Origin of the sequence: Streptomyces sp. DH41 (assembly GCF_029813785.1) — a bacterium.
Taxonomy (GTDB): Bacteria; Actinomycetota; Actinomycetes; order Streptomycetales; family Streptomycetaceae; genus Streptomyces.
Genome location: NZ_JARVKY010000031.1, coordinates 62,705 through 86,426, shown reverse-complemented (window position 1 = coordinate 86,426; position 23,722 = coordinate 62,705). Strand labels below are relative to the sequence as shown.

The window sequence follows — 23,722 nt, the reverse complement described above, 5'->3', positions numbered from 1 at the left end:
ATAACGCCCCCCATTTGCGTCCCTCCCGACGCATTGTTCCACGGCAGACCACACTCTGATCAACTGGTGGCCTATCGATAAGCTCCTCTGCCCCACCCACCAGGGGTGATCCAAACGACAGGCCCTAACCCTCGTCCCCGACCCGCCGCAGGTAGACCTCCACGACCCGCTTCAGCGAGTTCTCGAGGTAGACCGCGAGCATCCGCTCCGCCGTCTGGCGCCCGCCGGTCTGCAGGACCTCGAGGAGCTCGGCGTTCCGCGCGATGTACGGCTCGTGCAGGCTCCGCGGATCGTCCACGACGTGGAAGGCGAGGCGCAGTTCGGCGAAGACGCTGCGCATCAGCTCGTCCGTGCGTTCGCTGCCGGCGAGGGCCACCAGTTCCCGGTGGAAGTGGATGTTGGCGGTACCCACGCCCTTCCAGTCACCTTCGCGGGCCGCCAGCCGCCCCTCCTCGACGGCTCCGGCGAGGCCGTCCAGGACGTACGGCGGCTCTCCGAGACCCCGGACCACGGCGCACTCGACGAGGGCGCGGGTGCGGTAGATGTCCTCGACGTCCTCGACGGTCAGGACCCGGACGAAGACGCCCCGGTTCAGCTCGTGGACGAGCAGGCGTTCATGGGTGAGCAGCCGGAACGACTCGCGCAGCGTGTTGCGGGAGACCCCGAGCGCGCCGCCGATGCTGTCCTCCGACAGCCGGGTTCCGGGTGGGAAGTAGCCCTCGGCGATCCGGCTCCTGAGGATGTCGGAGACGCGCTCGGCGGTGCTGGTCCGCCCGAGGAGGGCCCGGTCGTCCGCCAGCCCCGTCAACTGCTCTGCCATGCCCGGAATTCAATCGCAGATGCCTGAACGAAACAATGTGAGTACTGAGGGATCGTTGAGCAATCCCCTACAGTGCCGACTCCGAGCCCGGACGCCGTGCCGACCGCGGCTTCACGCCGCCTCCGGGCGCTTCGTCGTCGACAGGGCCGCCAGGGCGGCGGAGACCGCGGCGGACGTGCGCAGGTCGAGCCGGGCACTCGTCCCGCGCGCGTGATGGCGCAGTTCGCCGGCGGCCAGGGTGATCAGCTGGGGCAGGAGGTCGGTGCAGCGCCGGGCCACCCAGCCGGTGCCGGCGGTGGCCAGCCACCACAGGTTCGCCGACCTGGTGGGGGCTGGAACGTCGTTCTCGGGCGAGGGTGCGGGGCCCGTCGCGTCGCCGCTCGCGGCGAGGAGTGCGTGGAAGCGCAGGGCCAGCTGCCGGTGGCCCCGCTCGCCGGGGTGCAGCCGGTCCGCGCTCCACATCGCGCGGTCCGTGATCCAGTCGCCCTCGCACGCGTGCAGGTGCACGGCCCCGTACCGGTCGGACAGGGCGTGCACCACGGCGTTGACCGCCCGTTGCCGCCGGGCCAGCGGCCGGGCCAGCACGCCCGGCAGCCCGAGCATCGCCCCGGGATCCGGCAGGCACGCCGTGAGGAGCAGCGCCCCCTGACCGGTGAAGGCGGCGTACACCGTGTCGAGCCGGGCGGCGACGGCGCCGAGGTCGAAGGTGCGGCGCAGGGTGTCGTTGACGCCGACGACCACGGACGCCACGTCGGGCCGCAGGGCGAGACCGGCGGGCAGTTGCCGCTCGGCCACGTCACGGGACTGCGCCCCGCTGAGGGCGAGGTTGGTGAACTCCGCGGGCTCCTCGGCGAGCCCGGCGGCGAGCAGCGCGGCCCAGCCGCGCCACCCGTCCCCCAGTGGGTCGCCCACTCCCTCGGTCAGCGAGTCGCCGAGAGCCACGAACCGGACGCGTGTCATGACACGGCCTCGGGCAGTACGGGCTGGGCGGGCGCCGTCGCGTCGTGCGCGGCCAGGAACGCCTCGACCGCCGCGCCCCAGCCGAAGCACTCCGCCCGCGCGCGTGCCGCCCCCCGCCGGTCCGCCTCCCGGCGTTCGAGGAGCAGGCCCACGGCGTCCGCGAAGGCCTCCCCGTGGTCGGCGGCGACGGCCCCGGCGGCGCCGATCACCTCCGACAGCGCCGACGACGCGCTCGCCACCACGGGCGTGCCGCACGCCATCGCCTCCAGCGCGGCGAGTCCGAAGGTCTCGGCGGGTCCGGGCGCCAGGCACACGTCGGCGGACGCCTGGAGCGCGCCGAGCAGAGCGCGGTCGGCGACGTGTCCGAGGAAGGTCACCGGCAGCCCGCGCTCCCGGGCCCGCTGTTCGAGCCGCGGGCGCAACGGCCCGTCGCCGGCCACCACCAGTACCGCCCGATCGCCGCGCCGCCGGAGCGCCGACAGCGCGTCGAGTGCCGTACCGGGCCGTTTCTCCACGGACAGCCGGGAGCACATCACCAGCAGGGTCTCGTCCACGCGCGCGTGCCGGGCCCGCAGCTCCGGATCGCGCAGCGCCGGGTGTCGCCCGGCCAGATCGACGCCCAGGGGCGCCCGTACGACGTTGCGGGCGCCGATGCGGACGAACTCCCGCTCGGCGAACTCCGTGGTGCACACCACACGCGCGTAGGTGTGCGCCGTACGGATGTTGAGGGCGTCGGCCGTGTGCCGGGCGGTCCGCTCGGGCAGGCCCCAGGTGCGCAGTACCCCGTCGGTGGTCTCGTGGGAGACCATCACGGCCGGGACCCTGGCCCGCCGGGCCCACTTGCCGGTCCAGCGCAGCGTCGTGCGGTCGGACACCTCCAGGCGGTCGGGTGCCAACTCCTCCAGCAGCGCGGCCACGCGCCGCCTGTCGGTCAGGACCCGGTATCCGCCGGTGCCCGGCAGCAGCGGCCCCGGGAGGGTGATCACCCGGCCCTGCGCGGTCTCCCGGTCGTCGGCGTGCTCTCCGGGAACGATGAGGACGGGGTCGTGTCCGGCAGCCCGGTAGCCCTTGCCCAGCTCCCGCAGCGCGGTGCGCAGGCCGCCGGACGCGGGGGCGACGAAGTTGGCGAGCCGGACGATCCGCAGCGCGCTCATGCCGCCAGCACCGCCTTCCGCGAGGCGAGTACGTCCGTGTAGTGCCCGATCAGCCGGTCGCCGACGGCGGCCCAGGTACGCCCCTCGACGGCGGCTCGCCCGGCCGCCCCGTACGCGGCTCGCAGTCCTGGGTCGGCCGACAGGGACCAGACCGCGTCCCGTACGGCGGCGGCGTCGCGCGGCGGCACCAGCAGTCCGGTGCGCCCGTGCGCGACGAGGTCCAGCGGACCGCCCGCCGCGGGCGCGACGACGGGCAGACCGCTCGCCATGGCCTCCTGCACGGTCTGGCAGAACGTCTCGAAGGGGCCGGTGTGCGCGAAGACGTCCAGTGAGGCGAAGACCCGGGCGAGGTCGTCGCCGGTACGGCGGCCGAGGAAGGCCGCCCCCGGCAGCGCCCGTTCCAGGCCGGGCCGGCTGGGCCCGTCACCGACGACCACGACGCGCACGCCGTCCAGGGCGCAGACACCCGCGAGCAGCTCCACCTGCTTCTCGGGCGCGAGTCGCCCGACGTAACCGACGATCAGCTCACCGTCGGGGGCCAGTTCGCGGCGGAGCGTCTCGTCGCGCCGGTCGGGCCGGAAGCGGGCGGTGTCCACCCCGCGCGGCCACAGCGCGACCCGGGGCACGCCGTGCGCCTGGAGGTCGCGCAGGGCCGCGCCGGACGGGGCGAGGGTGAGGTCGGCGGCGGCGTGCACGGAGCGGATGCGCCGCCAGGCAGCCGCCTCGCCCGCCCCCATGTACGTACGGGCGTACCCGGCGAGGTCGGTCTGGTAGACGGCCACGGCCGGGACGCCGAGCCGGGCGGCGGCGGCCATGCCCCGGGCTCCGAGGACGAAGGGACTGGCCAGGTGCACGAGGTCGGCGCGGTGCTCGGCGATCACGGCGGCCACCCGTCGGCTGGGCAGGGCGACGCGCACCTGGGGGTAGCCGGGGAGCGGGAGGGAGGGGGTCCGGACGAGGGGGCACGGCGCGGCGGCGTCCGCCGCGTTGCCGGGGGCGGTGGCCGGGGCGACGACGACGCAGTCGTGGCCCCGGTCGACGAGGTGTCGGGCGGTCTGGAGCGTGCAGTGGGCCACGCCGTTCACATCGGGGGGAAAGGATTCGGTCACGATGACGACACGCATAACGGTGTTGTCGCCGGACTGGACGTGCTCGCGTCAACGTCGATCTTTCCGTCCGAGGAACGTGTCATGAGCGTTGCCCTGCCCGGCCGAGCGGGTCGGTCCTCGGCCATACCCGCCTGGCCCGCGGGTCACCCGTCGTTCACACGGAAGGGACGTACGGGTCCGCCGCCCAGCGGACCGTCGCGGACGGGCGGACGGGCGGACGGGCACACGGCGTCGGGCGGACGGGCGGGCGGGCACACCCGTCGCACCCGCCCGCACAGCGATCTCCGGCCGGCTCACACCGCCTCTTCGTCCGGCTCACACAGCGGGTGCGTCCGGGCCGAAGCGGCTGCGTACGGCCGTCTGGACCTCGTCCTCCTCTGCCGGGTCGGCGGCGAGCCTGCGCAGCCGTTCGACGACGCGGTTGTCGCCGGTCTCGGCATGGCGGGCGGCGAGTTCGCGGGTGGTCTCCTCGCAGTCCCACAGGCACTCGACGGCGAAGGCGGCGGCGAAGGACGGATCGGTGGCGGCCAGCGCCCGGGCGGCCCGGCCTCTCAGGTGGGAGGAGGCGGTCTCGCGGTAGATGTGGCGCAGTACGGGGGCGGCGCAGACGATGCCGAGCCTGCCGGTGCCGTCGACGAGGGTCCACAGGGTCGGCGCGTCGGGGCCTTCTCCGCGTACCGCCTCCCGCAGTGCGGCGAGGACGAGGTCGCGGTCCCGCGCTCCGCCCCGGCAGGCGAGGACGCGCCCGGCGGCGGCACCCAGCGCGTCGGGCCGGTGCACCCAGCGGCGCGCCAGGTCGACGGCGGCGAGGCCGCGCATGCGTTCGAAGGCGGCGACGGCGGCCTCCACGACCGGCGCCGGGCCGGTGCTCGCGGCGCCCTCGATCAGGTCGAGGGCGTCCGGATCATCGCCGTCGGCGAGATAACGCAGGGCGGTGCAGCGGGCGCCCTCGTCGCCGGACCGCGCGGCCTCGACGATCTCGGGCCGGTCATCGGGGCCGGCGACGGCCGTGAGACATCGGGCGGCCGGCACGTGGAGCGGGACGCCGCGCTCGACGCCCTGCTGGGCCCACTCGAACACGGCCCGCACACTCCAGCCAGGACGCGGCCCGGTGGGGCTCATCTGGCGCTGCCATCGGTCGAAGCTGCCCGTCTCGTGGGCGGCACGCACGCGCGTGGCGATCGATTCGCGCGGATCCTCGGCCCACAGCCGCCAGGGCCGGGGTTCGAAGGCGTCCCGCACGGCGACGGCCAGCTCGGCGTCGCCCTCGGGGTCGCGCGGGAAGCGTGCCAGGACGGGCGCGGCGAGGGAGCGCAGACCGGCGTCGTCGTCGCGCAGCGCCAGCTCGTCGAGCGCCCATGCCCAGTTGACGCCGTGGGCGGCGTACCTGCGCAGCAGCGCCAGCGCGTCCAGCCTCCCGTAGGAGGCGAGATGGCCGAGGACCGCGAGGGCGAGCCCGGTGCGTGACTCGTCGGCGTCGAGGATGTCCTCGGGGTCGAAGAGGTGGGCCTCGATCGCGTCCAGCTCGCCGTTCAGGTCGAGGTAGAGGCGGGCGTAGTAGAGGGAGCGGTTCTCCACCTGCCAGTCGTGGCGGGGATCGTGCAGCACACAGTGGTTCAGTGCCGCGAGCGCTTCGGAGCGCGGAGCGGTGAGCGCATGCAGCGTGCCGTCGCCGCGACCCCGCTGAAGCAGGCCGAGCAGCGTACCGCTGGGCGCTATGACCGGATCGAACATGGGAAACAGCCTCACATCAAGCGTCGACGCAACCGGGGAACACGCGTTACCTGGCCGTGTGCCAACACGTCGGAGCGCCCGCCGTCTCTTGCTTGCTGAAGACCATGTTCCTCTGCCTCTCGTCGATGGCCCGTGCGGGCCGTGTCACGGCCCGCGCGGTGCGGCAACACCTGCCCAGCCATCGCGTCCGTGAACCACGTCGTCATGATGACCCGGCGGTCACATCTGCCGCGACCGAAATTTCGGCGGCCCGGTACCGCCTCCCCCGCTTTTGGTGTTTTCCCTGGTCAGAAAGTGCGGAGCAGACCCGGATCCCATCCGGGCCGACGTCCGGTCACTGGACGCCGAACAGCTCCAGCAGCTCCGTCCGGGCGAACATCCGCGCCGTGTCGACGGCCGACGGGGTGCCCGCGGACGGGTCCGCGCCGGCCTCCAGAAGCGCCCTGGTCACATCCGTCTCACCCTTGAAGGCCGCTCCGGCGAGCGGGGTCTGACCCCGGTCGTTGACACGGTCCGCCTCGGCGCCCCGGTCCAGCAGCGCGCGCACCGCTTCGGCGTGGCCGTGGTACGCGGCGAGCATGACGAGGGAGTCCCCGCGGTCGTTGGTGAGATTGGCGGGAACGCCGGCGTCCACATACGCCACCAGTTCCTCGGTCCGCCCCTGCCGGGCCAGATCGAAGATCTTGGTCGCCAGCTCCACGACCTCAGGGTCGGGGGCTTCACTCATCGGCCGGACCACCTCTCACTACGGACGTTTCGGACGCGACGACGCGTCGAACATGACAAACGTCGGGGACTGCGTGTGCGCACGGCCGCGAGCGGTGCCGCCGTGCGAGTGAATCGCCAGGGTACTGGCTCGCGCGACACATGGGCCGGGGTGCCCGAGGTAAAGATCAGCACGGACCCGGCCGGGCGCAACAGCCCTGCTCAACCGGCCCAACGAGCTGCTCCGCCACACGGGGTAATTCGAGCGAATTTCCCCCATTTGCACCTTTTATCGTATGGATACATGCTGTGAGCCTGGAAGTACTCATGGTGACTGTCCCCGCGAACCAGGAGAACTCACATGATCCTCTCGATCTCAGGCGTGGTCCTGCTCGGCATCGTCGTCTTCATCTTCTTCCGAAAGGACGGCCTGAAGGCCTCGCACGCGCTGGTCGCGGTCCTGTTCGGCTTCTATCTGGCGAGCACGGCCATCGCCCCGAGCATCAAGGCAGGCGGCGAGAGCCTGGCGGGCCTCCTCGGCGGAATCAAGTTCTGAGGCCCGTCTCCCCCGCCCGACATCCGCACGTACGCACTTCCAGGAGGCAGCAGTGGCCCGGCGGCCCCTCCCCCGCATTCTGAGCAACGGCGGCGCACAGCTCGCCCGGAGCCGGGAGCTGGCCCGGACGGCGGCCGACAGCGCCACCGACGTCCTCCAGCCGCTGATCACGATCGCCCGCGGTCTGCGCCGTCTGGCCGCGGCCGCACGGCGCAGATGGACCGAGACCCCCAAGGACCGGCGCGGCGCGCTGCTGTTCCTGGTGGCCTCGGTGGTCCTGGTCGTGGCACTCGTGCCGTACGGCCCGCTGCTCGCCGTCATCGCCCTGATGGCGGCGGCAGCCTGGCAGGGCAGGGACCGTGCCCCGTCGGAGCCGGAGGGCCCCGACGACTCCCAGACCAGTCGCCTGGAATCCCTCTACGAGGCGCTGGTCCCGTACTTCTCCCTCGCCGAGGACCCCGATCCCCTGTACGCCCACGGCGGCGCGTGGGAGAAGGCGTTCCTGGCCTACGAGTTCGACGACACCGGCCGTTTCGCCCACCTGGTGATCCGCTACCCCGCGTACTTCACCGACGGGGAGGCCGAGGCCCGCGCCCGGATCGAGCACCTGCTCACCGCGAAGTCCGGCCGGGGCCGGGAGTACCAGTTCACGTGGGACGAGGAGGCCAACCACCTCACCGTGGACGTGCTCGCCGCGCTGCCCACCGACATCGCCGCCCAGCGCTTCGTGACGGCGCCCGGGGAGACCGTCCTCGGCTTCACCGACCCGACCCGGGTCCAGCGCACCCTCCCGCTCACCCACGGCGAGGAGCGGCGCGACGTGCCGCCGGTCGTCTGGCGTACCGGCATCCGCTCGACCGAGCCTCACCTGCTGGTTTTGGGGCAGCCCGGAACCGGCACGTCCACCCTGCTGCGCTCGGTCGCGTTGCAGGCCCTGCACCACGGCGACCTGCTGGTCGTCGACGGCGGCGGCACCGGCGACTACGCCTGCCTGGTCGGCCGGGACGGCGTCCTGGCCGTCGAGTGCGGCCTCACCGGAGCGCTGACCAGTCTGGAGTGGGCCGCCGCGGAGACGGAACGCCGGCTGATCTCCGTCAACCGGGCCCGTCAGGAAGGCCGGCCGACGCCCGACGACACCAGGCGGCCGCTGTGGGTCTTCGTGGACCGGCCGAGCGCCTTCACGCACCTGGCCGCCGCGGACGGCCGCAAGGACCCGCAGTCCCTGCTCCAGGTCCCGTTGCGGCACGGCCGAGCCGCGAACGTGACCGTGGTCGTCGCCGACCAGCTGGACGCCCTGGACAGCCTGAGCGACGCCGTACGGCAGCACACACGCGCGCGTGCCGTTCTCGGCCCGGCCACGGCGGACGAGCTGACGACCGCGCTGGGCGCTCCTGCGCACACCACGCCCGTCGACCGTGTCCCGCCCGGTCGGGGTTACGCCCGCCTGGGCACCGGCCCGGTGCACCGCCTCCAGGTGCCGGCCACGCCGGATCCGTACGACGACGCGACGAGTGACGCCCACCGGCAGGCGGTGCTCGACCTGCTCCCACCGCGCACGACACCTGCGGACGGGGAGCGGGCGCCGATCCCCGCGGAGGCGGCGGCGGCGGAGGCGCAAGCGGCGGAAGCAGAGGGGGCCGAAACAGAGGCGGCGGATCCTGAGCCGGAGACCGTCTCCACCAAGAAGAAGGACCCTCTGGCCAAGACCATGGCCGCGACGGGGACCCTGACAGTGACCGACACCGGGACCGCGCCGAAGGAGCCCGTGGCGGACGCCGAACCGACGCCGGTCGCGGCGGAGACAGCCGTGGAACCAGCCCCGGCGGAGACGGTTCCCGCGAAGGCGGCCGCGGCGGAGACCTCCTGACCCGACGAGGGCCGGAGCCGCCCACGCCTTGGACCCGGGCTTCGCCACCGAAGCCCGCGTCACCCCAGCCCGGATCACCCCCTCTACGCCACGAACGTCCGCGGTGCCTCGCCGCCCCCGACGCCCCCGCTCTCCACCAGCCGGGCCGCCGCGGCCAGGCGTACCGCCGCCTCCTCGGCCACCGCGCCGCCGACGGTGAACGGCAGCCGGACGTAGCCCTCGAAGGCCCCGTCGACCCCGAAGCGCGGTCCGGACGGGACCCGTACCCCCACCCGCTCCCCCGCCTCGGCCAGCCGGGAGCCCGACAGACCCCCGGTGCGCACCCAGAGAGTGAGCCCGCCCCGCGGCACCTCGAACTCCCAGTCCGGGAGCTCCCGCCGCACCGCGGCCACCAGCGCGTCCCGGTTGTGGCGGGCCTGCTCGCGCCGCACCTGGACGGCCTGTTCCCAGCCGCCGGTGCTGAACAGCCAGTTCACGGCCAGCTGCTCCAGTACGGGCGTGCCCAGGTCGGCGTACGCGCGCGCGGCGACCAGGCTGCGGATCACGTCGGGCGCGGCGCGGACCCAGCCGATGCGCATCCCGGCCCAGAACGCCTTACTGGCGGAGCCGACGGTGACGACCGTGGATCCGGCCGGGTCGAAGGCGCACACCGGGCGCGGCATCTCGACCCCCTCCTCCAGCCACAGCTCGCTCATCGTCTCGTCGGCCACGAGCACCGTCCCCGCCGAGCGCGCCGCGTCCACCAGCCGCCGCCGCTGGTCGTCGTCGGCGAGCGCGCCGGTGGGATTGTGGAAGTCGGCGACCACGTACGCGATCCGGGGCGCGGCGTCGCGGAGCACCTGGCGCCAGCGGTCCACGTCCCAGCCGGTGAGCCCCTCGGCCATCGCGACGGGGACCAGCCGGGCCCCCGCCTCGCGCATCAGCTGCAGGATGTTGGCGTACGAGGGCGACTCCACGGCGATGCGCTCGCCGCGCCCCCCGAAGAGGTGGCAGATGGCGTCGATGGCGCCCATCGCGCCCGTGGTCACCATGATCTGCTCGGGCATGGTCGGGATGCCGCGCGCGGTGTAGCGCTCGGCGATCATCGCGCGCAGCGCGGGCAGCCCGGCCGGATAGTCGCCGTGGGTGTGCGCGTAGGGGGGAAGCTCCTCGAGGGCGCCCTGCACGGCACGGGTGAGCCAGGGCTCGGGCGCGGGCAGCGCCGCGCAGCCCAGGTCGATCATCGAACCGAGGGCCTCGGGCGGCAGCGGCTCCAGACCGCGCGCCGGCAACGGGTTCCCGGCGGGCACGGCGGTCCAGCTGCCCGCTCCGCGCCGCGACTCCAGGAAGCCCTCGGCGCGCAGCGCCTCGTAGGCGGCGGCGACGGTGGTGCGGCTGACGGTCAGGGCCATGGCCAGCTCGCGTTCGGCGGGCAGCCGGGCGGCGACCGGCACGCGCCCTTCCAGCACCAGCAGCCGGATGCCGTCGGCGAGCGCGCGGTAGGCGGGCGGGCGGCGGGTGCCGGGGCCTGCCGGGCGGTCCTGCTGGGAGCCGAGCAGCCGGGCGAGCTGACCCGCCCCCACGGCCGAGGTCCACTGAGCCATGGAAATCAGTCCACCTTCCCCGAATTGGCCATGGTTGACACTCCTTCTCAAGCCACAGAGTGTCATGCAGCAGGCCACTACCACCACACAGGGGGGCACATCTTGTCCAGGCAGTCCAAGCCCCGGCAGTCCAGCCAGTCCGAGCAGTCCGAGCAGTCCGGCAAGTCCGGGCACCGGCATCTCGCACGGCGACTGACCCAGCTCTACGGCGGTCTCGTGCTGTACGGCGCGAGTTCGGCGCTGCTGGTCAGGTCGGGCCTCGGCCTGGAGCCGTGGAACGTGCTGCACCAGGGCCTCGCGGAGCGCACCGGCCTGTCGATGGGCATGGTGCTGACCCTGCTCGGCGCGGCGGTGCTGCTGCTGTGGATCCCGCTGCGCCAGCGACCGGGCCTCGGCACCGTCTCCAACGTGCTGGTGATCGGCGCCGCGATGGACGCGACGCTGGCCGTGCTGCCCGACGCCCACGGCTGGGCGCTGCGGATCGCCATGATGGCGGCGGGGATCGTCCTGAACGGCGCGGCGACCGGGCTGTACATCGCCGCACGGTTCGGTCCGGGGCCGCGCGACGGTCTGATGACCGGGCTGAACCAGCGCACGGGGCTGTCGGTGCGCCTGGTGCGGACCGCCGTCGAGATCACCGTCGTACTGACGGGTTTCGCCCTCGGCGGCACGGTCGGTGTCGGCACCCTGCTGTACGCGGTGTCGATCGGCCCGCTCGCCCAGGTGTTCCTGCGCGTGTTCGCCGTTCCCCCGGCACCGGGCGGCAGCACGGTCGTTGCCGCCGGGCAACCCCGGCGCGCGATACTGCGTCGGTGACCACCGCGATACGCCACCCCTACCTGGACCATCCCGGCCCCATCGCCTTCGCCCACCGGGGTGGTGCGGCGGACGGCCTGGAGAACACGCTGCGGCAGTTCCGGCGGGCGGTGGAGGCGGGCTACCGGTACATCGAGACGGACGTCCACGCCACGCGGGACGGAAAGATCGTCGCCTTCCACGACGCGACCCTGGACCGGGTGACCGACGGGGCCGGCCGGATCGCCGACCTCAGATGGGAGAAGGTGCGCCGCGCGCGCGTGGCGGGCCAGGAGCCGGTGCCCCTCTTCGAGGAGCTTCTGGAAACCTTCCCCGAGGTGCGGTGGAACATCGACGTCAAGGCGGAGCCCGCGCTGCTGCCGCTCCTGGAGCTGATCGGGCGGACGAACACCTGGGACCGGATCTGCGTCGGCTCCTTCTCCGAGGCCCGCGTCGTCCGCGCCCAGCGCCTGGCCGGCCCGCGTCTGGCCACCTCGTACGGCACCCGGGGCGTCCTCAACCTGCGGCTGCGCTCGTGGGGCGTTCCGGCCGCGCTGCGCCGCTCGGCGGTGGCCGCGCAGGTACCCGAGGTCCAGTCGGGAATCCAGGTGGTGGATCACCGCTTCGTACGCACCGCCCACGCGCGCGGGCTTCAGGTGCACGTCTGGACGGTGAACGACCCCGACCGCATGCACCGCCTCCTGGACCTCGGGGTGGATGGCATCATGACCGATCACATCGACACACTGCGCAAGGTCATGGAGGACCGCGGCGTCTGGGTCTGAGACCGTCCGGGAGCGCCCGGGGAGCGTCGGCGACCCGCGGCCGAACCCCGGGACGTCGCGCCTTCACGGGGAAGCGAGGGCACGGGTGGGCACCGACACCCTGCGGACGGACGCGGCCGACGGCGCCGCCGACCGACGGCGCGAACAGCGCGGCTGGTACTTCTACGACTGGGCGTGCTCGGTCTACTCGACGAGCGTGCTCACCGTGTTCCTGGGCCCCTATCTGACGTCGGTCGCCGAGGCGGCGGCGGACGCGGACGGATACGTCCACCCGCTGGGCATACCGGTGCGGGCCGGGTCGTTCTTCGCGTACTCGGTGTCCCTGTCGGTGATCGTGGCGGTGCTGGTGATGCCCCTGGTGGGCGCCGCGGCCGACCGCTCGGGCCGCAAGAAGCCGCTGCTGGCCGCCGCCGCGTACACCGGGGCCGCTGCCACGACGTGCATGTTCTTCCTCGACGGCGACCGCTATCTGCTGGGCGGACTGCTCCTGGTCGTCGCCAACGCCGCGCAGTCGGTGGCGATGATGCTCTACAACTCCTACCTGCCCCAGATCGCCCCTCCCGAGGAACGTGACGCGGTCTCGTCCCGGGGCTGGGCCTTCGGGTACGCGGCCGGGGCCCTGGTCCTGGTCGTGAACCTGATCCTCTACACGGCCCACGACTCCTTCGGGCTGAGCGAGAGCGCGGCGGTCCGCGTCTGCCTGGCCTCGGCCGGTCTGTGGTGGGGCGCCTTCGCGCTCATCCCGCTGCGGCGGCTGCGCGACCGCCGTACACCCGCGCGGGGAGACGGGAGCGCGCGGGAGGCCACCCTGCCCGGGTTCCGGCAGCTCGCGGCGACGGTCCGCGACATGCGCCGCCGTCCGCTCACCCTGGCGTTCCTGCTGGCGTACCTCGTCTACAACGACGGTATCCAGACGGTGATCTCCCAGGCCTCGGTCTACGGCTCCGAGGAGCTGGGCCTCGGGCAGTCCACCCTCATCGTGGCCGTACTCCTGGTCCAGCTGCTGGCGGTGGCGGGCGCGCTGGCACTGGGCCGGCTGGCCCGGACGTACGGGGCGAAGCGCACGATCCTCGGGTCGCTGGTCGCCTGGACGGTCACGCTCGCGGCCGGGTACTTCCTGCCGGCCGGGGAGCCGGTGTGGTTCTTCGCGCTGGCCGCCGGGATCGGGCTCGTCCTGGGCGGCAGCCAGGCGCTGTCCCGCTCCCTGTTCTCGCACCTGGTCCCGCCCGGCAAGGAGGCCGAGTACTTCTCGGCGTACGAGCTGAGCGACCGCGGGATGAGCTGGCTCGGGCCGCTCCTCTTCGGGCTCACCTACCAGCTGACCGGCAGCTACCGCGACGCGATCATCTCGCTGGTGGCCTTCTTCGTCATCGGTTTCCTGCTGCTCGCGCGGGTGCCGGTGCGGCGGGCGATCGGCGACGCGGGGAACCCGATACCCGAAAGGATTTAGCACTCGGCGCGAAAGGGCTGTAGTGTACGCGTTTGGCCTGCCAGGCGTACCGTTACTGCGCGTCAAAGGTGCCGAAACGCTATGTCGCATCTGCCAGCAGAGGTGACAAACCGGACGACGGCGGGTACTGCACTGGTTGCAAGGCTGCGACTGCGACGGCGACGCAGACGCCCGGAACGGGAGTCGGGACGGGAATCTTTACCGCCGCCCGGACGTTGACCGGATGACGACGACAGCGACACCTGTCCTGTGGGCGACAAGCCCGGGAGGCACGATTCATGAGTGAGCGAGCTCTTCGCGGCACGCGCCTCGTGGTGACCAGCTACGAGACGGACCGCGGCATCGACCTGGCCCCGCGCCAGGCCGTGGAGTACGCATGCGAGAAGGGGCATCGATTCGAGATGCCCTTCTCGGTCGAGGCGGAGATCCCGCCGGAGTGGGAGTGCAAGGTCTGCGGGGCCCAGGCACTCCTCGTGGACGGCGACGGCCCTGAGGAGAAGAAGGCCAAGCCCGCGCGTACGCACTGGGACATGCTGATGGAGCGACGCACCCGCGAGGAACTCGAAGAGGTCCTCGAGGAGCGGCTGGCCGTTCTGCGCTCCGGCGCGATGAACATCGCGGTACATCCGCGAGACAGCCGCAAGAGTGCGTAGCGGGAAACTGTAAGCAGTACAACCGAACACCGCGGGTGCCGTACGTGAGCTTCACGTACGGCACCCGCGGTTTTTGGTGGGTCCGGGTCGCGGCGCGGCGCGCGGCTCAGCGCGTCAGCGGAGGGCGGGGGTCCTGCGGTGCGTCGTCCGGGTCGTCCCGTATGACCTCGCCCTGGACGACCTTGCCGTCCGGCTGGTGCATGCGGGCCTGGCGGAAGGCGTCGCCCAGGGTGCCCGGGCCGGCCTCGCGGAGCTTGCGCTCCACCGTCCGCTCCGCGTAGCGGCTCACGGCCTTCTGGACCGGCGGCAGCAGCATGAGCAGGCCGAGCGCGTCCGAGATGAGACCGGGAAGTATCAGCAGGAGACCGCCCAGCATCATCAGGCCGTTGCCCTCGCTGTTGGGACGGGCCTCGGGCATGACGCCGGTCTGCTGCTGTTGCAGCGTCTCCGTGAGATTCCTGAAGGCCCGGCGGCCCGCGCTCTTGATCACCACGGAGCCGAGGACGATGCCCGCGACCAGCAGCAGGAAGACCACGAACCCGCTGGAGGCACCCGCGACCACGGTCAGCAGCCAGATCTCCAGAACGAGCCACGCGGCGATGCCGAGCGGCACGAAGGTGCGCAGCCTGGAGCGCGGGGGCCGGGCGGGGGACCTGGGGGTCTGAGCGCCAGTCGTCATACCCCCAGTGTGCCTGGCCCCGGCTCAGCGCGGCATAAGGGGACGATCAGGTGTTCTCGTCAGGTGCCTGTGCCGACGTGCCACCCGGCTCGGCGGGCTTCTCGGCGGGCTTCTCGGCGGGCCCCCCGACCGGCTTCTCGGCAGACTCCTCGACCGGCTTCGCACCGGGCGCATCGCCCACCGGCTCGTCCACCGATGCCTCGGCCGGCACGCCGGTCGGCTCATCGGCCGCCCTGTGGGGCTGCCTGTCGCGGCCCAGGACCTTGCCGACCCTCTCCCCCACACCCCACGTGGTGACCCGCCAGAGCGCCTCCACCAGGATGTCGCGGCTCATCTTGGAGTCGCCGAGTTCGCGCTCGACGAACGTGATCGGCACCTCGACGACGTGGTAGCCCGCCTTGATCGCCCGGCGGGCGAGGTCGACCTGGAAGCAGTAGCCCTGCGAGGAGACCTCGTCCAGGCCGAGCCCCTCCAGGGTCTCGCGGCGGAACGCGCGATAGCCACCGGTGACGTCGCGCAGCGGCAGATCGAGCGCGAGGCGCGAGTACATGCTGCCGCCGCGGGAGATGAACTCGCGGGACTTGGGCCAGTTCACCACCCGGCCGCCGGGCACCCAGCGGGAGCCGAGCACCAGGTCTGCGCCCTTGAGCGCGGTCAGCAGGCGGGGCAGCTCCTCGGGCTGGTGGGAGCCGTCGGCGTCCATCTCGATCAGTACGCCGTAGCCGTGCTCCAGGCCCCAGCGGAAGCCCGCGAGGTAGGCGGCGCCCAGGCCCTCCTTGCCCTTGCGGTGCAGGACCTGGACGTGGTCGTCCTCGGCGGCCAGTTCGTCGGCGAGCTTGCCGGTGCCGTCGGGGCTGTTGTCGTCGGCCACGAGAACGTGCGCCTGAGGGACCGCCTCGCGCACACGCGCGACGATCGCCTTGATGTTCTCCGCCTCGTTGTAGGTCGGAACGATCACCAAGGCTGTGCCCAGGGGGCCGAACCGCCTCCCCCGCCCCGCTTCCGCGGGCGTCCCGTCGCCGTCGTTCACCGCTGCCCCTTCATGTCCGTACGCAGAGGACCACCATAATGGCCGCGGCCTGCGGTGACGTGACAGGACGTTGGTATGGCGGTGTCATTTCCCGGCCACCGGGGTAGGGATGCGCGGTTAAGGACCGTTTCCACTGCGGATGGGGGCCCGGCGCCCTTCGGGCCGACCTGGGGCCCGCTGGCTGCGGGTCGACCGAAAGCCGTTGTCTACTGAGCGCCCGGGCCCCACCCGGGTCACACCTCCCGACCGGCCGGAACGTCCCCTCGTCGCGGCGCGAGCGCTGAGCCTGGCTCCCAGTGACGGTGCCCCGGTGCGGCACACCGTCCCTGACCCAGCGGCGCCGCGACGCGTGCGCGGACGATTCCCCGGTCGGGCGTCCGGTGGTGGACTCGGCCGAACCTACCGGCCCCCTGCCGTCGCCTGTCAACAGTCGTTCGACCTGCGGCTTCCGTGTCAACGCGCAGGTCAGAGCGGTGGACGCGCAGGTCGTACGCGGAAGAAGATCATCGCCCCGTCGGCCGTGGAGATCACTCGCCCGGCCGTACGAACACCGTCCGGCCGCCCACCACGGTACGCAGGCAGACGGGCAGGTCCCGGCCCGGAGTCAGATCGGGCAGGCCGGGGGTGCCGGATCGCGGGTCGGTCGACCAGCGGGCCACCCGGTCGTCGGGCGCCTGGACCAGGAGCTCCCCGGTGCGCCACACGGCGTAGTCCGCGGGCGCGCCCGGCACCAGGACGCCCGCGTCGTCGCGTCCGACCGCCCGCCAGCCGCCGCGCGTGTGTGCCGTGAACGCGGCGCGCACCGAGACGCGGTGCTCCGCCGTCCGGTGGAAGGCGGCGGCCCGGACGGTGCCCCACGGATCGAGGGGCGTGACCGGGCTGTCGGAGCCGAAGGCGAGTGGGACGCCGGCCCGCAGCAGGGCCGCGAAGGGGTTGAGGGAGCGGGCCCGTCCGGTGCCCAGGCGCTGGGCGTACATGCCGTCCTCGCCGCCCCACAGGGCGTCGAAGGCGGGCTGTACGGAGGCGGTCAGGCCCAGCTCGGCGAAGGCCGCCACGGTCTCGGGGGTGAGCATCTCGGCGTGCTCGACGCGGTGGCGGGCGGCGCGGATCCGGGCGAGGCCGAGCTTGTCGGATGCGGCGCGCGCTCCGTCCACCACGGCGGTCACGGCGGCGTCGCCGATGGCGTGGAAGCCCGCCTGGAGGCCCGCCTCGGTGCAGGCGACGACGTGGGCGGCGACGGCGGCGGCGTCCAGGAAGGCGGTGCCCGTGTGGCCCGCGTCGGCGTACGGCTGGTTCAGGCAGGCGGTGTGCGAGCCGAGGGAGCCGTCGACGAAGAGGTCGCCCGCGGCGCCGACGGCGCCCAGTTCCCTCGCCTTGTCGACGTCCTGTTCGGCCCAGTATCCGATCACTCGCGGCCCGCGCTCCTCGGCCGCGAGGCGCAGCAGGCCGGTGAGGTCGTCCTCGGAGGAGATCTCCGGGCCTGCGCACTCGTGAACGGTTCCGATGCCGAGGGAGGCGGCGTGCGCGAGGGCGGCGCGCTGGGCCTCGGTGCGCTGGGTGGGGGCGACGGCCCCGAGGGCGGCGGCGCGTACGGCGTGGTGGGCGTCGGCGGTGAGCGGGCCGTCCCCGCGGCCGGCGTCGTGCGGAACCAGGTCGAGCAGGGCGGTGCTGACGACGGCCGAGTGGACGTCGATACGGCTGAGGTAGAGGGGGCGGCGGCCCGTGGCCTCGTCCAGCTCGGCGCGGGTCAACGGCAGGCCGTCGGGCCAGCGGGCGGCGTCCCAGCCGTGGCCGAGGAGGACGCGGTCGTCCGGGCGGGCAGCGGCGAAGTCCCGTACGAGGGCGAGGGCCGCCTCACGGGTGGGGGCACCGGACAGGTCGAGGCCGGTGAGGGCGAGGCCGGTGGAGGTGGTGTGCACGTGTGCGTCGGTGAACGCCGGGGTGACCAGGGCGCCGTCCAGATCGATCACCTCGTCCACGCCGTCCGCGAAGGCGTCCGCGGCGCCCTCGGAGCCGACCCAGGCGACCTGGCCGCGTTCGACGACCATGGCCGTCGCGAAGGGGTCGGCGGGACTGTGGACCTCGCCGCGGCGCAGCAGGACGGTCGTGGACGGGGTGGTGGACTCACTCATGTGCACCAGTCTCGCCCCTCGCGCGGGCCACTCGGCAGGCGGGTCGGCCGCGCCACGCCGCGGGAGCGAGGAGGGCGGCACGTCCCGACGCCCGGGCGGCGTGGACGGGCCGGGCGTCGGGACGTCCCGACGTGCCGGGGCGGTCTGGACGGGCAGGCCGTCCGTCAGACGCGTGGCGGCCGGGACTCGTACGGCGTGGACAGCACCACGGTGGTCCGGGTCGACACTCCGGCGAGGGAGCGGACCCGGGCGAGCAGTTCCTCCAGCTCGTGCGGGGTGGACACGCGCACCTTGAGGATGTAGTTCTCGTCACCCGCCACGCTGTGGCAGGCCTCGATCTCCGGGACGCCGGCCAGGCGGTCGGCGATGTCGTCGGGGGCGCTGGGGTCGAACGGTTTCACCGAGATGAAGGCGGTCATCGGCAGCCCGACGGCCTCCGGGTCGACGACCGCGGCGTAACCGCGGATCACGCCGCGCTGTTCCAACCGCCGCACCCGCTGGTGCACGGCCGACGTGGACAGGCCCGTGGCCTTGCCCAGGTCTGTGTAGCTCATCCGCCCGTCCTTGACGAGCAGCTGCACGATCTGTCGGTCCAGCTCCTCCATGGCGCAAGAACCTACAGTGCGGTTGATCTCCTCGGATACCTGAGCAGTCCAGGTCATGCCCGGTTCGTGATGTGACGTGGGGTCGGCCGACGGCCGAGTGGGGACAAATACGCCGCAGGGGGCACTTACGAGCAGCATGTGACGAAGACCACACCCTCCGAACGGTCTCCGTGATGTCCTCGTGATTACCCCGTAGGGGGGACGGGAAGTGCTTGCTGTGGTCGAGGCCGCAGTGCCGTCACGGCCCAGCCCGAGGGGGAGAACCCAATGCAGAGTCTTAAGCGCCCTGGACGTACCACGTCCAAGCGGCAGCAGCCGGTCGTCGAGCTCGTATCGGAGGGCGTCGAACCCGACGCCCTCGACGAGGAACTCGACACCTACGACACCTTCGAGATGTACCGGGTGATCTGCCCGGACTGCGCGCAGCCCATCGCCCTGCTGGCGGACGAGGAGGTGCTGCCGGAGCACGCGCTGTGCGCCTCGCCGTGGAACCCGTTCGGGCTCTCGGTCTGCGCCGGCACCGGCCGCAGGGCCACCGAGGCCCGTCCGGCGGACGAGTCGTTCCAGCCTCACGAGCAGGAGACGGCCCTGCTGTTGACGCTCCCTCAGGGCCTCGACTGGCGGACCCAGCCCTTCTCCCACGTCGGCGGCCCGGGCTCACGCCCGATGCGTGTGCCGACGATGCGGCGCGAGGCCGCCTGAGCCGCCCGAGCGCCATCGCCGGGGGGCGTAGCCCGATTCCGCACACCGACCCGTGCCACGGCTCGCAGGGCCGTCGTGGCACGGGTCGGTGTGCGCTGCCGGGGCAGGCCGGGCCGGTGCTGGGCGACAGTACGTCAGGCCCGGTTCCGCGACGGTGGCTCGGCGGCGGACACCCGCGAACTCACGCTCGATTCCGTGGGCCGGTGTCCTGCCCGCCATTGCCGCGTTGCCCGGGTATGACCCCCACGTACTCGGCGACCGCGCGTCGGCGCCGCGCGTTCGTCCCGGTGCCCGCGGGACTGGTTCCGCCGGCTCCGCAGGCCCCGGACCCGCCGATCTACCGTGAGCTGATGCGGACCTGGGCCGACCGCGGCCGCACCCTGCCGGGGCGCCACGACCCGGAGTGGATCCGGCTCGCGGCGCCGCCGCGCGGGCTCGAGGACTTCTTCGCCACCGGTGACTTCCGCGTCACCGCCGAAGCCGGCGCCTCCGGCGGCCTCAGCGCCCCTAGGGACCCACGAGGTGACGGGCGATGACCATCCGCTGGATCTGGTTGGTGCCCTCGACGATCTGCAGCACCTTGGCCTCGCGCATGTACCGCTCGGCCGGGAAGTCCGCGGTGTAGCCGTACCCGCCGAGGATCTGCACGGCGTCGGTGGTGACCCGCATCGCCGTGTCGGTGCAGTGCAGCTTGGCCATGGCGGCCTGCTTGGCGAACGGCAGCCCGGCGTCGCGCAGCCGTGCCGCCGACAGGTACAGCGCCCGGCCGGCCTCGATCTGGGTCGCCATGTCGGCGAGCATGAAGCGCAGCCCCTGGAAGTCGGCGATCGGCTTGCCGAACTGCCGCCGCTCGGCCGCGTAGGACACCGCCTCGTCCAGCGCCGCCCGGGCCACGCCGATCGCGCAGGCGGCGATGCCGAGCCGCCCGGAGTCGAGCGCGGACAGGGCGATCGCGAAGCCCTGCCCCTCGTCACCGAGGCGCCGGGCGTCGGGGACGCGCACGCCGTCGAGGTGGACCTGCGCCGTGGGCGAGCCCTTGAGTCCCATCTTCTTCTCCGGCACCGCGGCGCTCAGCCCCTCGGTGTCGCCGGGGACCAGGAAGGCGGTGATCCCCCGCGGGCCGTCCTCCCCCGTACGTGCCATCACGGTGTAGAAGTCGGCGATGCCGCCGTGCGTGATCCACGCCTTGGTGCCGGTGATCAGCCAGTCGTCGCCTTCACGGACGGCCTTGGTGCGCAGCGAGGCGGCGTCCGATCCCGAAGCGGGTTCGGAGAGGCAGTAGGCGCCGAGCAGGCCACCGCCGAGCATCGCGGGCAGGTGCTCGGCCTGCTGCTCCTTGGTGCCGTACGCGGCGAGCGCGTAGGAGGCGAGCGTGTGCACGCTCACGCCGAGACCGACGGTGAGCCGGACGGCGGCGAGCTCTTCGAGGACCTGGAGATAGACCTCGTACGGTTGCTCGCCGCCGCCGTACTCGGCGTCGTAGGGGAGCCCGAGCAGGCCGGCGTCGGAGAGCAGGGTGAAGACCTCGCGCGGGAAGCGTCCGGCGTCCTCCTCCTCGGCCGCGCTCGGGGCGATCTCACGCTGCGCGATGTCGCGGACGAGCGAGATCAGATCCCGTGCCTCGTCCGTGGGCAGTTGCCGGTCCACCGGCTGCGGGGCGCGGTCGGGCATGGCGACGCTCTCCTCCCTGTCGGGCACAGCGGCGGATGTGCGCCTTGGGTGGAGGCGGTTCCGCCGGGTCGTTCGGGCCTGGCCGATGCTCGCACTCCCGGGTCACGGAAGCGGCTGACCAGCGGCTGTGCGCTGTGAGTATGCCCGATCGGAGGCATGGAGTCACCAGTTAACGACCGCTTACTTCAAGAAAGGTTCCGGCCTGTTCGTCAGGCGTCCCGGCGGGCGGCGAGCGGGGCCGGGTAGGCGGGGTCCAGCTCCTCGATGGCGCGCAGGGTGCCGCCGAGCGACTTCACCAGCAGGTCGCGCATGGCCTCGCGGGGCAGTTCGGGGCGGCCGATCCAGTCCAGGGTGGCGCCCTCGACGCCGCACACCCAGGAGAGCAGGCCCATGCGGGCCAGCGGTCCGACGTCGGAACGCCCGTACGCTCCTTCGGCGATGGTGACGACGATCGCCTCGCGCACCCCGTCCCGGATGGCGTGCACCTCGGTGTCGAAGCCGACTCCGCCGCTGACGATCGTGCGGTAGGCGGCCTGGTTGTCCTCGGCGTAGCGCAGATAGCCGTCGATGGCGCGGTGGACGCGGTCCACCTGTGCCAGTTCGGTGCCGCCCGCGGCGGTGGTGACGAGACCGGCGACCGAGTCCTGGATGATCGCCAGGTAGTAGCCCCGCTTGGACTGGAAGTAGTAGTAGATCAGCCCTTTGGCGACATGCGCCTGACGGGCGATGTCGTCCATCGAGAGCGCGTCGTAGGACGTGTCGGCGAACAGCGTCCGACCGATGGCGATGAGTTCGGCGCGGCGCGTCAGCGAACGCTCGGTACCTCGCGCCCGGGGACGGGCGTCGGCACGCTGTTGACTAATATTCAATTTCGACCCTGGTCTCCTACGGGGGGCGGGACATCCGCAGTATGGCAGGTCGGGTCGTGGGGCAGGTCACACAAGCGTCACGTCACAGCGGACCCACAGGTCACAGCAGACCGAGCTGGACCACCAGCATCGCGATCACCACGACAAGGGTCCAGCCCATGACGTGCTCGAGGATCTTCGGGCCGTCGTCCTTGGGGCCGCCGGTACGGACACGGGTGGCGGTGGCGGTGTGTGCGCTCATGGCTTCTCACTGATCTCGACGTTCGGTGGACTCCCCCGGCTCCCCCCGGCACACCGCCTCCCCCGGCGGTAACCCTGTCCACCTTGCCACCGTGAGCGGCTTTTGCGGCGGAGACGTTGGTCACAGCAGGCCGGGCGCCCACAGCGGACGGCCCCCGGCGGTGCTGGAGCGGTGCCGGGGGCCGTCGTCGCGGTGCGGTCAGCGCACGCCCACCGCCGCGAGGGCCTTGCGCCGGCGCGGGCCGGGCCGGGCCGGGAAGTACAGGTAGCAGACACCGCCGGTGCCGGAGGCGACCTTGCCACTGGCGTTGTAGCGCTTCGTACGGAGCCAGATGTTCTCCCACTCGCGCCGCTTGTAGACGCGGCGCACGGACTCGTTGTCGTCCGAGGCCGGGTCGTTGGCGATCACGTCGCCGTCGGCGGTGAAGCCGATCACGGTCATCAGGTGGCCCGAGGTGCCGTAACCGGCCCCGGTCAGCTCCTCCTCCAGGAAGGACTGGGACGTGATGACCGGGATGCCGGCCGCGATCAGCGTCTCCAGATCGGTGAGGGAACCGAGGCGGGTGACCACGCCCTGGAGGCCCTCGAAGGTGGCCGCGTAGGCGGCGTTGAAGGGCCAGTTGCCGCAGCCGGAGTACTGGTGGTCGTACGTGTACCGGGCGGCGTGGCACACCTGCGGGTCGGCGTAGGAGGGGTCGACCCAGGCAAGCTGCTCCTCGGTGAGCCGGCCGCCCCAGTACTCGATGATCATCTGCGAGGAGGTCGGACTGCACCAGGCCTCGCCGCCGTTGTCGTACTCGGGGTACTGGCCCTTGTGGATCTCCTGCGAGTAGCGCGGGACGCGCAGCTCCTGGGCGAGCCCGGGGGCGGAGGCCGGGACGGTGAAACGGTCGGGGACGTCGGAGCCCATCGCGCCGAGCCGCCAGACGGTGGGTGTCGCCCTCGTGCCGGGTCGGCGGTGGAGGGTGAGCCTGAGCCGGTAGGAGGCCAGGCGCAGGCCGGTGGAGGCGTCGTCGACGGCGAACGTGTCCGTCCAGACGCTGCTCCTGCCGTCGCTCTGGCCGTCGACCGAGGTTCGTTTGATGTCCTGGTCGCCCGCCGCCCAGCGGCCCATCACGTACCAGGGGGTGTCCGTGCCGTCGGAGTAGGTGCCCTTGAGCTCGACCTGGAGCCAGGTGCCGCTCGGGGTGTGCGCGTTCCAGGAGGCGATGACCTCCGTCGAGGGCACGGCGAGCCGGTGGACGGGTGAGGTCCAGGTCGCGTACTCCCAGGTGGCGGCCTTGCCGGTGTGCGGGTCGGTGTACTCGGTGGTGCCGGCCGGGGCGCCGATCACGACACCGGGCCGGGCCCCCGCGACGGGACGGGCGCCCCGCGCGGTGCCGCGCCGCCAGTCGCGGAACGTGGTCCAGGCGTGGTAGTCGACCTGTCCGGCGGGGGCTCGGCCGGGGTCCGCGCGGCCGGCGACCGCGCCGGGCGTCGCGTCTGCGGTGGCCGGGATCGCGCTGCCCGCCACGGCGGCCGCGACGGCGGCGGTCAGGACGGTTCTGCGGGACGGCTGTTCGGCTCTGCTCATGGGCGGAAGACCCCCAGGTGTCCGAGTCGGGCGGGTCCGTTGCACGGTTG

At 72.9% G+C, this 23,722-nt stretch carries 23 protein-coding genes; 8 read left to right on the top strand and 15 right to left on the bottom strand.

Annotated features, from left to right (window positions below; all coding sequences use genetic code 11):
• Window positions 1-124: 124 nt before the first annotated feature.
• From QC283_RS34820 to QC283_RS34795, 6 genes are all read right to left on the bottom strand, one after another.
• Complete coding sequence (locus QC283_RS34820; protein WP_279565766.1) at window positions 125-820, bottom strand: GntR family transcriptional regulator; 696 nt, start codon at window positions 818-820, stop codon at window positions 125-127.
• 111 nt (window positions 821-931) lie between these two features.
• Window positions 932-1,780, bottom strand: coding sequence for an SGNH/GDSL hydrolase family protein (locus QC283_RS34815; protein ID WP_279565765.1), 849 nt, complete (start codon window positions 1,778-1,780; stop codon window positions 932-934).
• Window positions 1,777-2,934, bottom strand: a complete 1,158-nt coding sequence (locus QC283_RS34810; RefSeq protein ID WP_279565764.1) for a glycosyltransferase — start codon at window positions 2,932-2,934, stop codon at window positions 1,777-1,779. The genes QC283_RS34815 and QC283_RS34810 overlap by 4 nt, the downstream gene beginning before the upstream one ends.
• Window positions 2,931-4,058, bottom strand: coding sequence for a glycosyltransferase family 4 protein (locus QC283_RS34805; RefSeq protein WP_279565763.1), 1,128 nt, complete (start codon window positions 4,056-4,058; stop codon window positions 2,931-2,933). The genes QC283_RS34810 and QC283_RS34805 overlap by 4 nt, the downstream gene beginning before the upstream one ends.
• A 300-nt stretch (window positions 4,059-4,358) precedes the next feature.
• Window positions 4,359-5,777, bottom strand: a complete 1,419-nt coding sequence (locus tag QC283_RS34800; RefSeq protein WP_279565762.1) for a HEAT repeat domain-containing protein — start codon at window positions 5,775-5,777, stop codon at window positions 4,359-4,361.
• A 334-nt stretch (window positions 5,778-6,111) separates the two neighbouring features.
• Window positions 6,112-6,504 (bottom strand): ankyrin repeat domain-containing protein, encoded by a 393-nt coding sequence (locus tag QC283_RS34795; RefSeq protein ID WP_279565761.1) that lies wholly within the window; start codon window positions 6,502-6,504, stop codon window positions 6,112-6,114.
• Window positions 6,505-6,843: 339 nt separating this feature from the next.
• Between QC283_RS34795 and QC283_RS34790 the strand changes: the two genes are divergently transcribed.
• Both QC283_RS34790 and QC283_RS34785 read left to right on the top strand, forming a co-directional pair.
• Window positions 6,844-7,038 carry a hypothetical protein gene (locus QC283_RS34790; protein ID WP_003977410.1) on the top strand — a complete coding sequence of 65 codons (195 nt, stop codon included), beginning with the start codon at window positions 6,844-6,846 and terminating at the stop codon, window positions 7,036-7,038.
• A 52-nt stretch (window positions 7,039-7,090) separates the two neighbouring features.
• Entirely contained in the window at window positions 7,091-8,905 is a 1,815-nt protein-coding gene (locus tag QC283_RS34785) for a hypothetical protein (protein ID WP_279565760.1), read from the top strand.
• Between the two features lie 83 nt (window positions 8,906-8,988).
• Here the strand turns inward: QC283_RS34785 and QC283_RS34780 are convergent, their stop codons facing one another.
• Complete coding sequence (locus QC283_RS34780; RefSeq protein WP_279565759.1) at window positions 8,989-10,488, bottom strand: SCO1417 family MocR-like transcription factor; 1,500 nt, start codon at window positions 10,486-10,488, stop codon at window positions 8,989-8,991.
• A gap of 102 nt (window positions 10,489-10,590) precedes the next feature.
• Between QC283_RS34780 and yczE the strand changes: the two genes are divergently transcribed.
• The 4 genes from yczE to QC283_RS34760 all read left to right on the top strand — a co-directional run bounded on the left by yczE (window position 10,591) and on the right by QC283_RS34760 (window position 14,171).
• Window positions 10,591-11,304, top strand: coding sequence for a membrane protein YczE (gene yczE / locus QC283_RS34775; protein ID WP_279565758.1), 714 nt, complete (start codon window positions 10,591-10,593; stop codon window positions 11,302-11,304).
• Entirely contained in the window at window positions 11,301-12,068 is a 768-nt protein-coding gene (locus QC283_RS34770) for a glycerophosphodiester phosphodiesterase (protein WP_279565757.1), read from the top strand. Before yczE ends, QC283_RS34770 begins: the two co-directional genes overlap by 4 nt.
• 85 nt (window positions 12,069-12,153) lie before the next feature.
• Complete coding sequence (locus QC283_RS34765) at window positions 12,154-13,518, top strand: MFS transporter (protein WP_279565756.1); 1,365 nt, start codon at window positions 12,154-12,156, stop codon at window positions 13,516-13,518.
• A 278-nt stretch (window positions 13,519-13,796) separates the two neighbouring features.
• Entirely contained in the window at window positions 13,797-14,171 is a 375-nt protein-coding gene (locus QC283_RS34760) for an RNA polymerase-binding protein RbpA (protein WP_003977404.1), read from the top strand.
• Between the two features lie 106 nt (window positions 14,172-14,277).
• Here QC283_RS34760 and fxsA read toward each other — a convergent pair whose 3' ends face one another.
• From fxsA to QC283_RS34740, 4 genes are all read right to left on the bottom strand, one after another.
• Window positions 14,278-14,850 (bottom strand): FxsA family membrane protein, encoded by a 573-nt coding sequence (fxsA, locus tag QC283_RS34755; protein ID WP_279565755.1) that lies wholly within the window; start codon window positions 14,848-14,850, stop codon window positions 14,278-14,280.
• Window positions 14,851-14,896: 46 nt separating this feature from the next.
• Complete coding sequence (locus QC283_RS34750) at window positions 14,897-15,880, bottom strand: polyprenol monophosphomannose synthase (RefSeq protein ID WP_279565754.1); 984 nt, start codon at window positions 15,878-15,880, stop codon at window positions 14,897-14,899.
• 527 nt (window positions 15,881-16,407) lie between these two features.
• Window positions 16,408-18,012 carry an amidohydrolase gene (locus QC283_RS34745; RefSeq protein WP_279565753.1) on the bottom strand — a complete coding sequence of 535 codons (1,605 nt, stop codon included), beginning with the start codon at window positions 18,010-18,012 and terminating at the stop codon, window positions 16,408-16,410.
• 164 nt (window positions 18,013-18,176) lie between these two features.
• Window positions 18,177-18,617, bottom strand: coding sequence for an Lrp/AsnC family transcriptional regulator (locus tag QC283_RS34740; RefSeq protein ID WP_279565770.1), 441 nt, complete (start codon window positions 18,615-18,617; stop codon window positions 18,177-18,179).
• Between the two features lie 267 nt (window positions 18,618-18,884).
• Here QC283_RS34740 and QC283_RS34735 point away from each other — a divergent pair, with 267 nt between their 5' ends.
• Entirely contained in the window at window positions 18,885-19,319 is a 435-nt protein-coding gene (locus QC283_RS34735; RefSeq protein WP_279565752.1) for a hypothetical protein, read from the top strand.
• Window positions 19,320-19,555: 236 nt separating this feature from the next.
• Window positions 19,556-19,855 (top strand): hypothetical protein, encoded by a 300-nt coding sequence (locus tag QC283_RS34730; RefSeq protein ID WP_279565751.1) that lies wholly within the window; start codon window positions 19,556-19,558, stop codon window positions 19,853-19,855.
• Here QC283_RS34730 and QC283_RS34725 read toward each other — a convergent pair.
• The 4 genes from QC283_RS34725 to QC283_RS34710 all read right to left on the bottom strand — a co-directional run bounded on the left by QC283_RS34725 (window position 19,827) and on the right by QC283_RS34710 (window position 23,672).
• Window positions 19,827-20,990 carry an acyl-CoA dehydrogenase gene (locus tag QC283_RS34725; protein WP_279565750.1) on the bottom strand — a complete coding sequence of 388 codons (1,164 nt, stop codon included), beginning with the start codon at window positions 20,988-20,990 and terminating at the stop codon, window positions 19,827-19,829. The genes QC283_RS34730 and QC283_RS34725 overlap by 29 nt on opposite strands.
• Before the next feature lie 209 nt (window positions 20,991-21,199).
• The gene (locus QC283_RS34720) at window positions 21,200-21,859 is read right to left on the bottom strand and encodes a TetR/AcrR family transcriptional regulator (RefSeq protein ID WP_279565749.1); all 660 of its coding nucleotides are present in this window, start codon (window positions 21,857-21,859) and stop codon (window positions 21,200-21,202) included.
• Between the two features lie 100 nt (window positions 21,860-21,959).
• Window positions 21,960-22,100 (bottom strand): SCO1431 family membrane protein, encoded by a 141-nt coding sequence (locus QC283_RS34715; RefSeq protein ID WP_279565748.1) that lies wholly within the window; start codon window positions 22,098-22,100, stop codon window positions 21,960-21,962.
• 198 nt (window positions 22,101-22,298) lie between these two features.
• Window positions 22,299-23,672 carry a peptidase C39 family protein gene (locus QC283_RS34710; protein WP_279565747.1) on the bottom strand — a complete coding sequence of 458 codons (1,374 nt, stop codon included), beginning with the start codon at window positions 23,670-23,672 and terminating at the stop codon, window positions 22,299-22,301.
• Window positions 23,673-23,722: the final 50 nt, after the last annotated feature.

Excerpts from the sequence above, each read along its gene's own strand:
- QC283_RS34715 (WP_279565748.1), bottom strand. The coding sequence starts at position 22,100 with ATGAGCGCACACACCGCCACCGCCACCCGTGTCCGTACCGGCGGCCCC.
- QC283_RS34740 (WP_279565770.1), bottom strand. The coding sequence starts at position 18,617 with ATGGAGGAGCTGGACCGACAGATCGTGCAGCTGCTCGTCAAGGACGGG.
- QC283_RS34745 (WP_279565753.1), bottom strand. The coding sequence starts at position 18,012 with ATGAGTGAGTCCACCACCCCGTCCACGACCGTCCTGCTGCGCCGCGGC.
- QC283_RS34820 (WP_279565766.1), bottom strand. The coding sequence starts at position 820 with ATGGCAGAGCAGTTGACGGGGCTGGCGGACGACCGGGCCCTCCTCGGG.
- QC283_RS34790 (WP_003977410.1), top strand. The coding sequence starts at position 6,844 with ATGATCCTCTCGATCTCAGGCGTGGTCCTGCTCGGCATCGTCGTCTTC.
- QC283_RS34710 (WP_279565747.1), bottom strand. The coding sequence starts at position 23,672 with ATGAGCAGAGCCGAACAGCCGTCCCGCAGAACCGTCCTGACCGCCGCC.
- QC283_RS34815 (WP_279565765.1), bottom strand. The coding sequence starts at position 1,780 with ATGACACGCGTCCGGTTCGTGGCTCTCGGCGACTCGCTGACCGAGGGA.
- QC283_RS34735 (WP_279565752.1), top strand. The coding sequence starts at position 18,885 with ATGCAGAGTCTTAAGCGCCCTGGACGTACCACGTCCAAGCGGCAGCAG.
- QC283_RS34760 (WP_003977404.1), top strand. The coding sequence starts at position 13,797 with ATGAGTGAGCGAGCTCTTCGCGGCACGCGCCTCGTGGTGACCAGCTAC.
- QC283_RS34795 (WP_279565761.1), bottom strand. The coding sequence starts at position 6,504 with ATGAGTGAAGCCCCCGACCCTGAGGTCGTGGAGCTGGCGACCAAGATC.
- QC283_RS34805 (WP_279565763.1), bottom strand. The coding sequence starts at position 4,058 with ATGCGTGTCGTCATCGTGACCGAATCCTTTCCCCCCGATGTGAACGGC.
- QC283_RS34725 (WP_279565750.1), bottom strand. The coding sequence starts at position 20,990 with ATGCCCGACCGCGCCCCGCAGCCGGTGGACCGGCAACTGCCCACGGAC.
- QC283_RS34780 (WP_279565759.1), bottom strand. The coding sequence starts at position 10,488 with ATGGCTCAGTGGACCTCGGCCGTGGGGGCGGGTCAGCTCGCCCGGCTG.
- QC283_RS34800 (WP_279565762.1), bottom strand. The coding sequence starts at position 5,777 with ATGTTCGATCCGGTCATAGCGCCCAGCGGTACGCTGCTCGGCCTGCTT.
- QC283_RS34730 (WP_279565751.1), top strand. The coding sequence starts at position 19,556 with ATGACCCCCACGTACTCGGCGACCGCGCGTCGGCGCCGCGCGTTCGTC.
- QC283_RS34810 (WP_279565764.1), bottom strand. The coding sequence starts at position 2,934 with ATGAGCGCGCTGCGGATCGTCCGGCTCGCCAACTTCGTCGCCCCCGCG.
- fxsA (WP_279565755.1), bottom strand. The coding sequence starts at position 14,850 with ATGACGACTGGCGCTCAGACCCCCAGGTCCCCCGCCCGGCCCCCGCGC.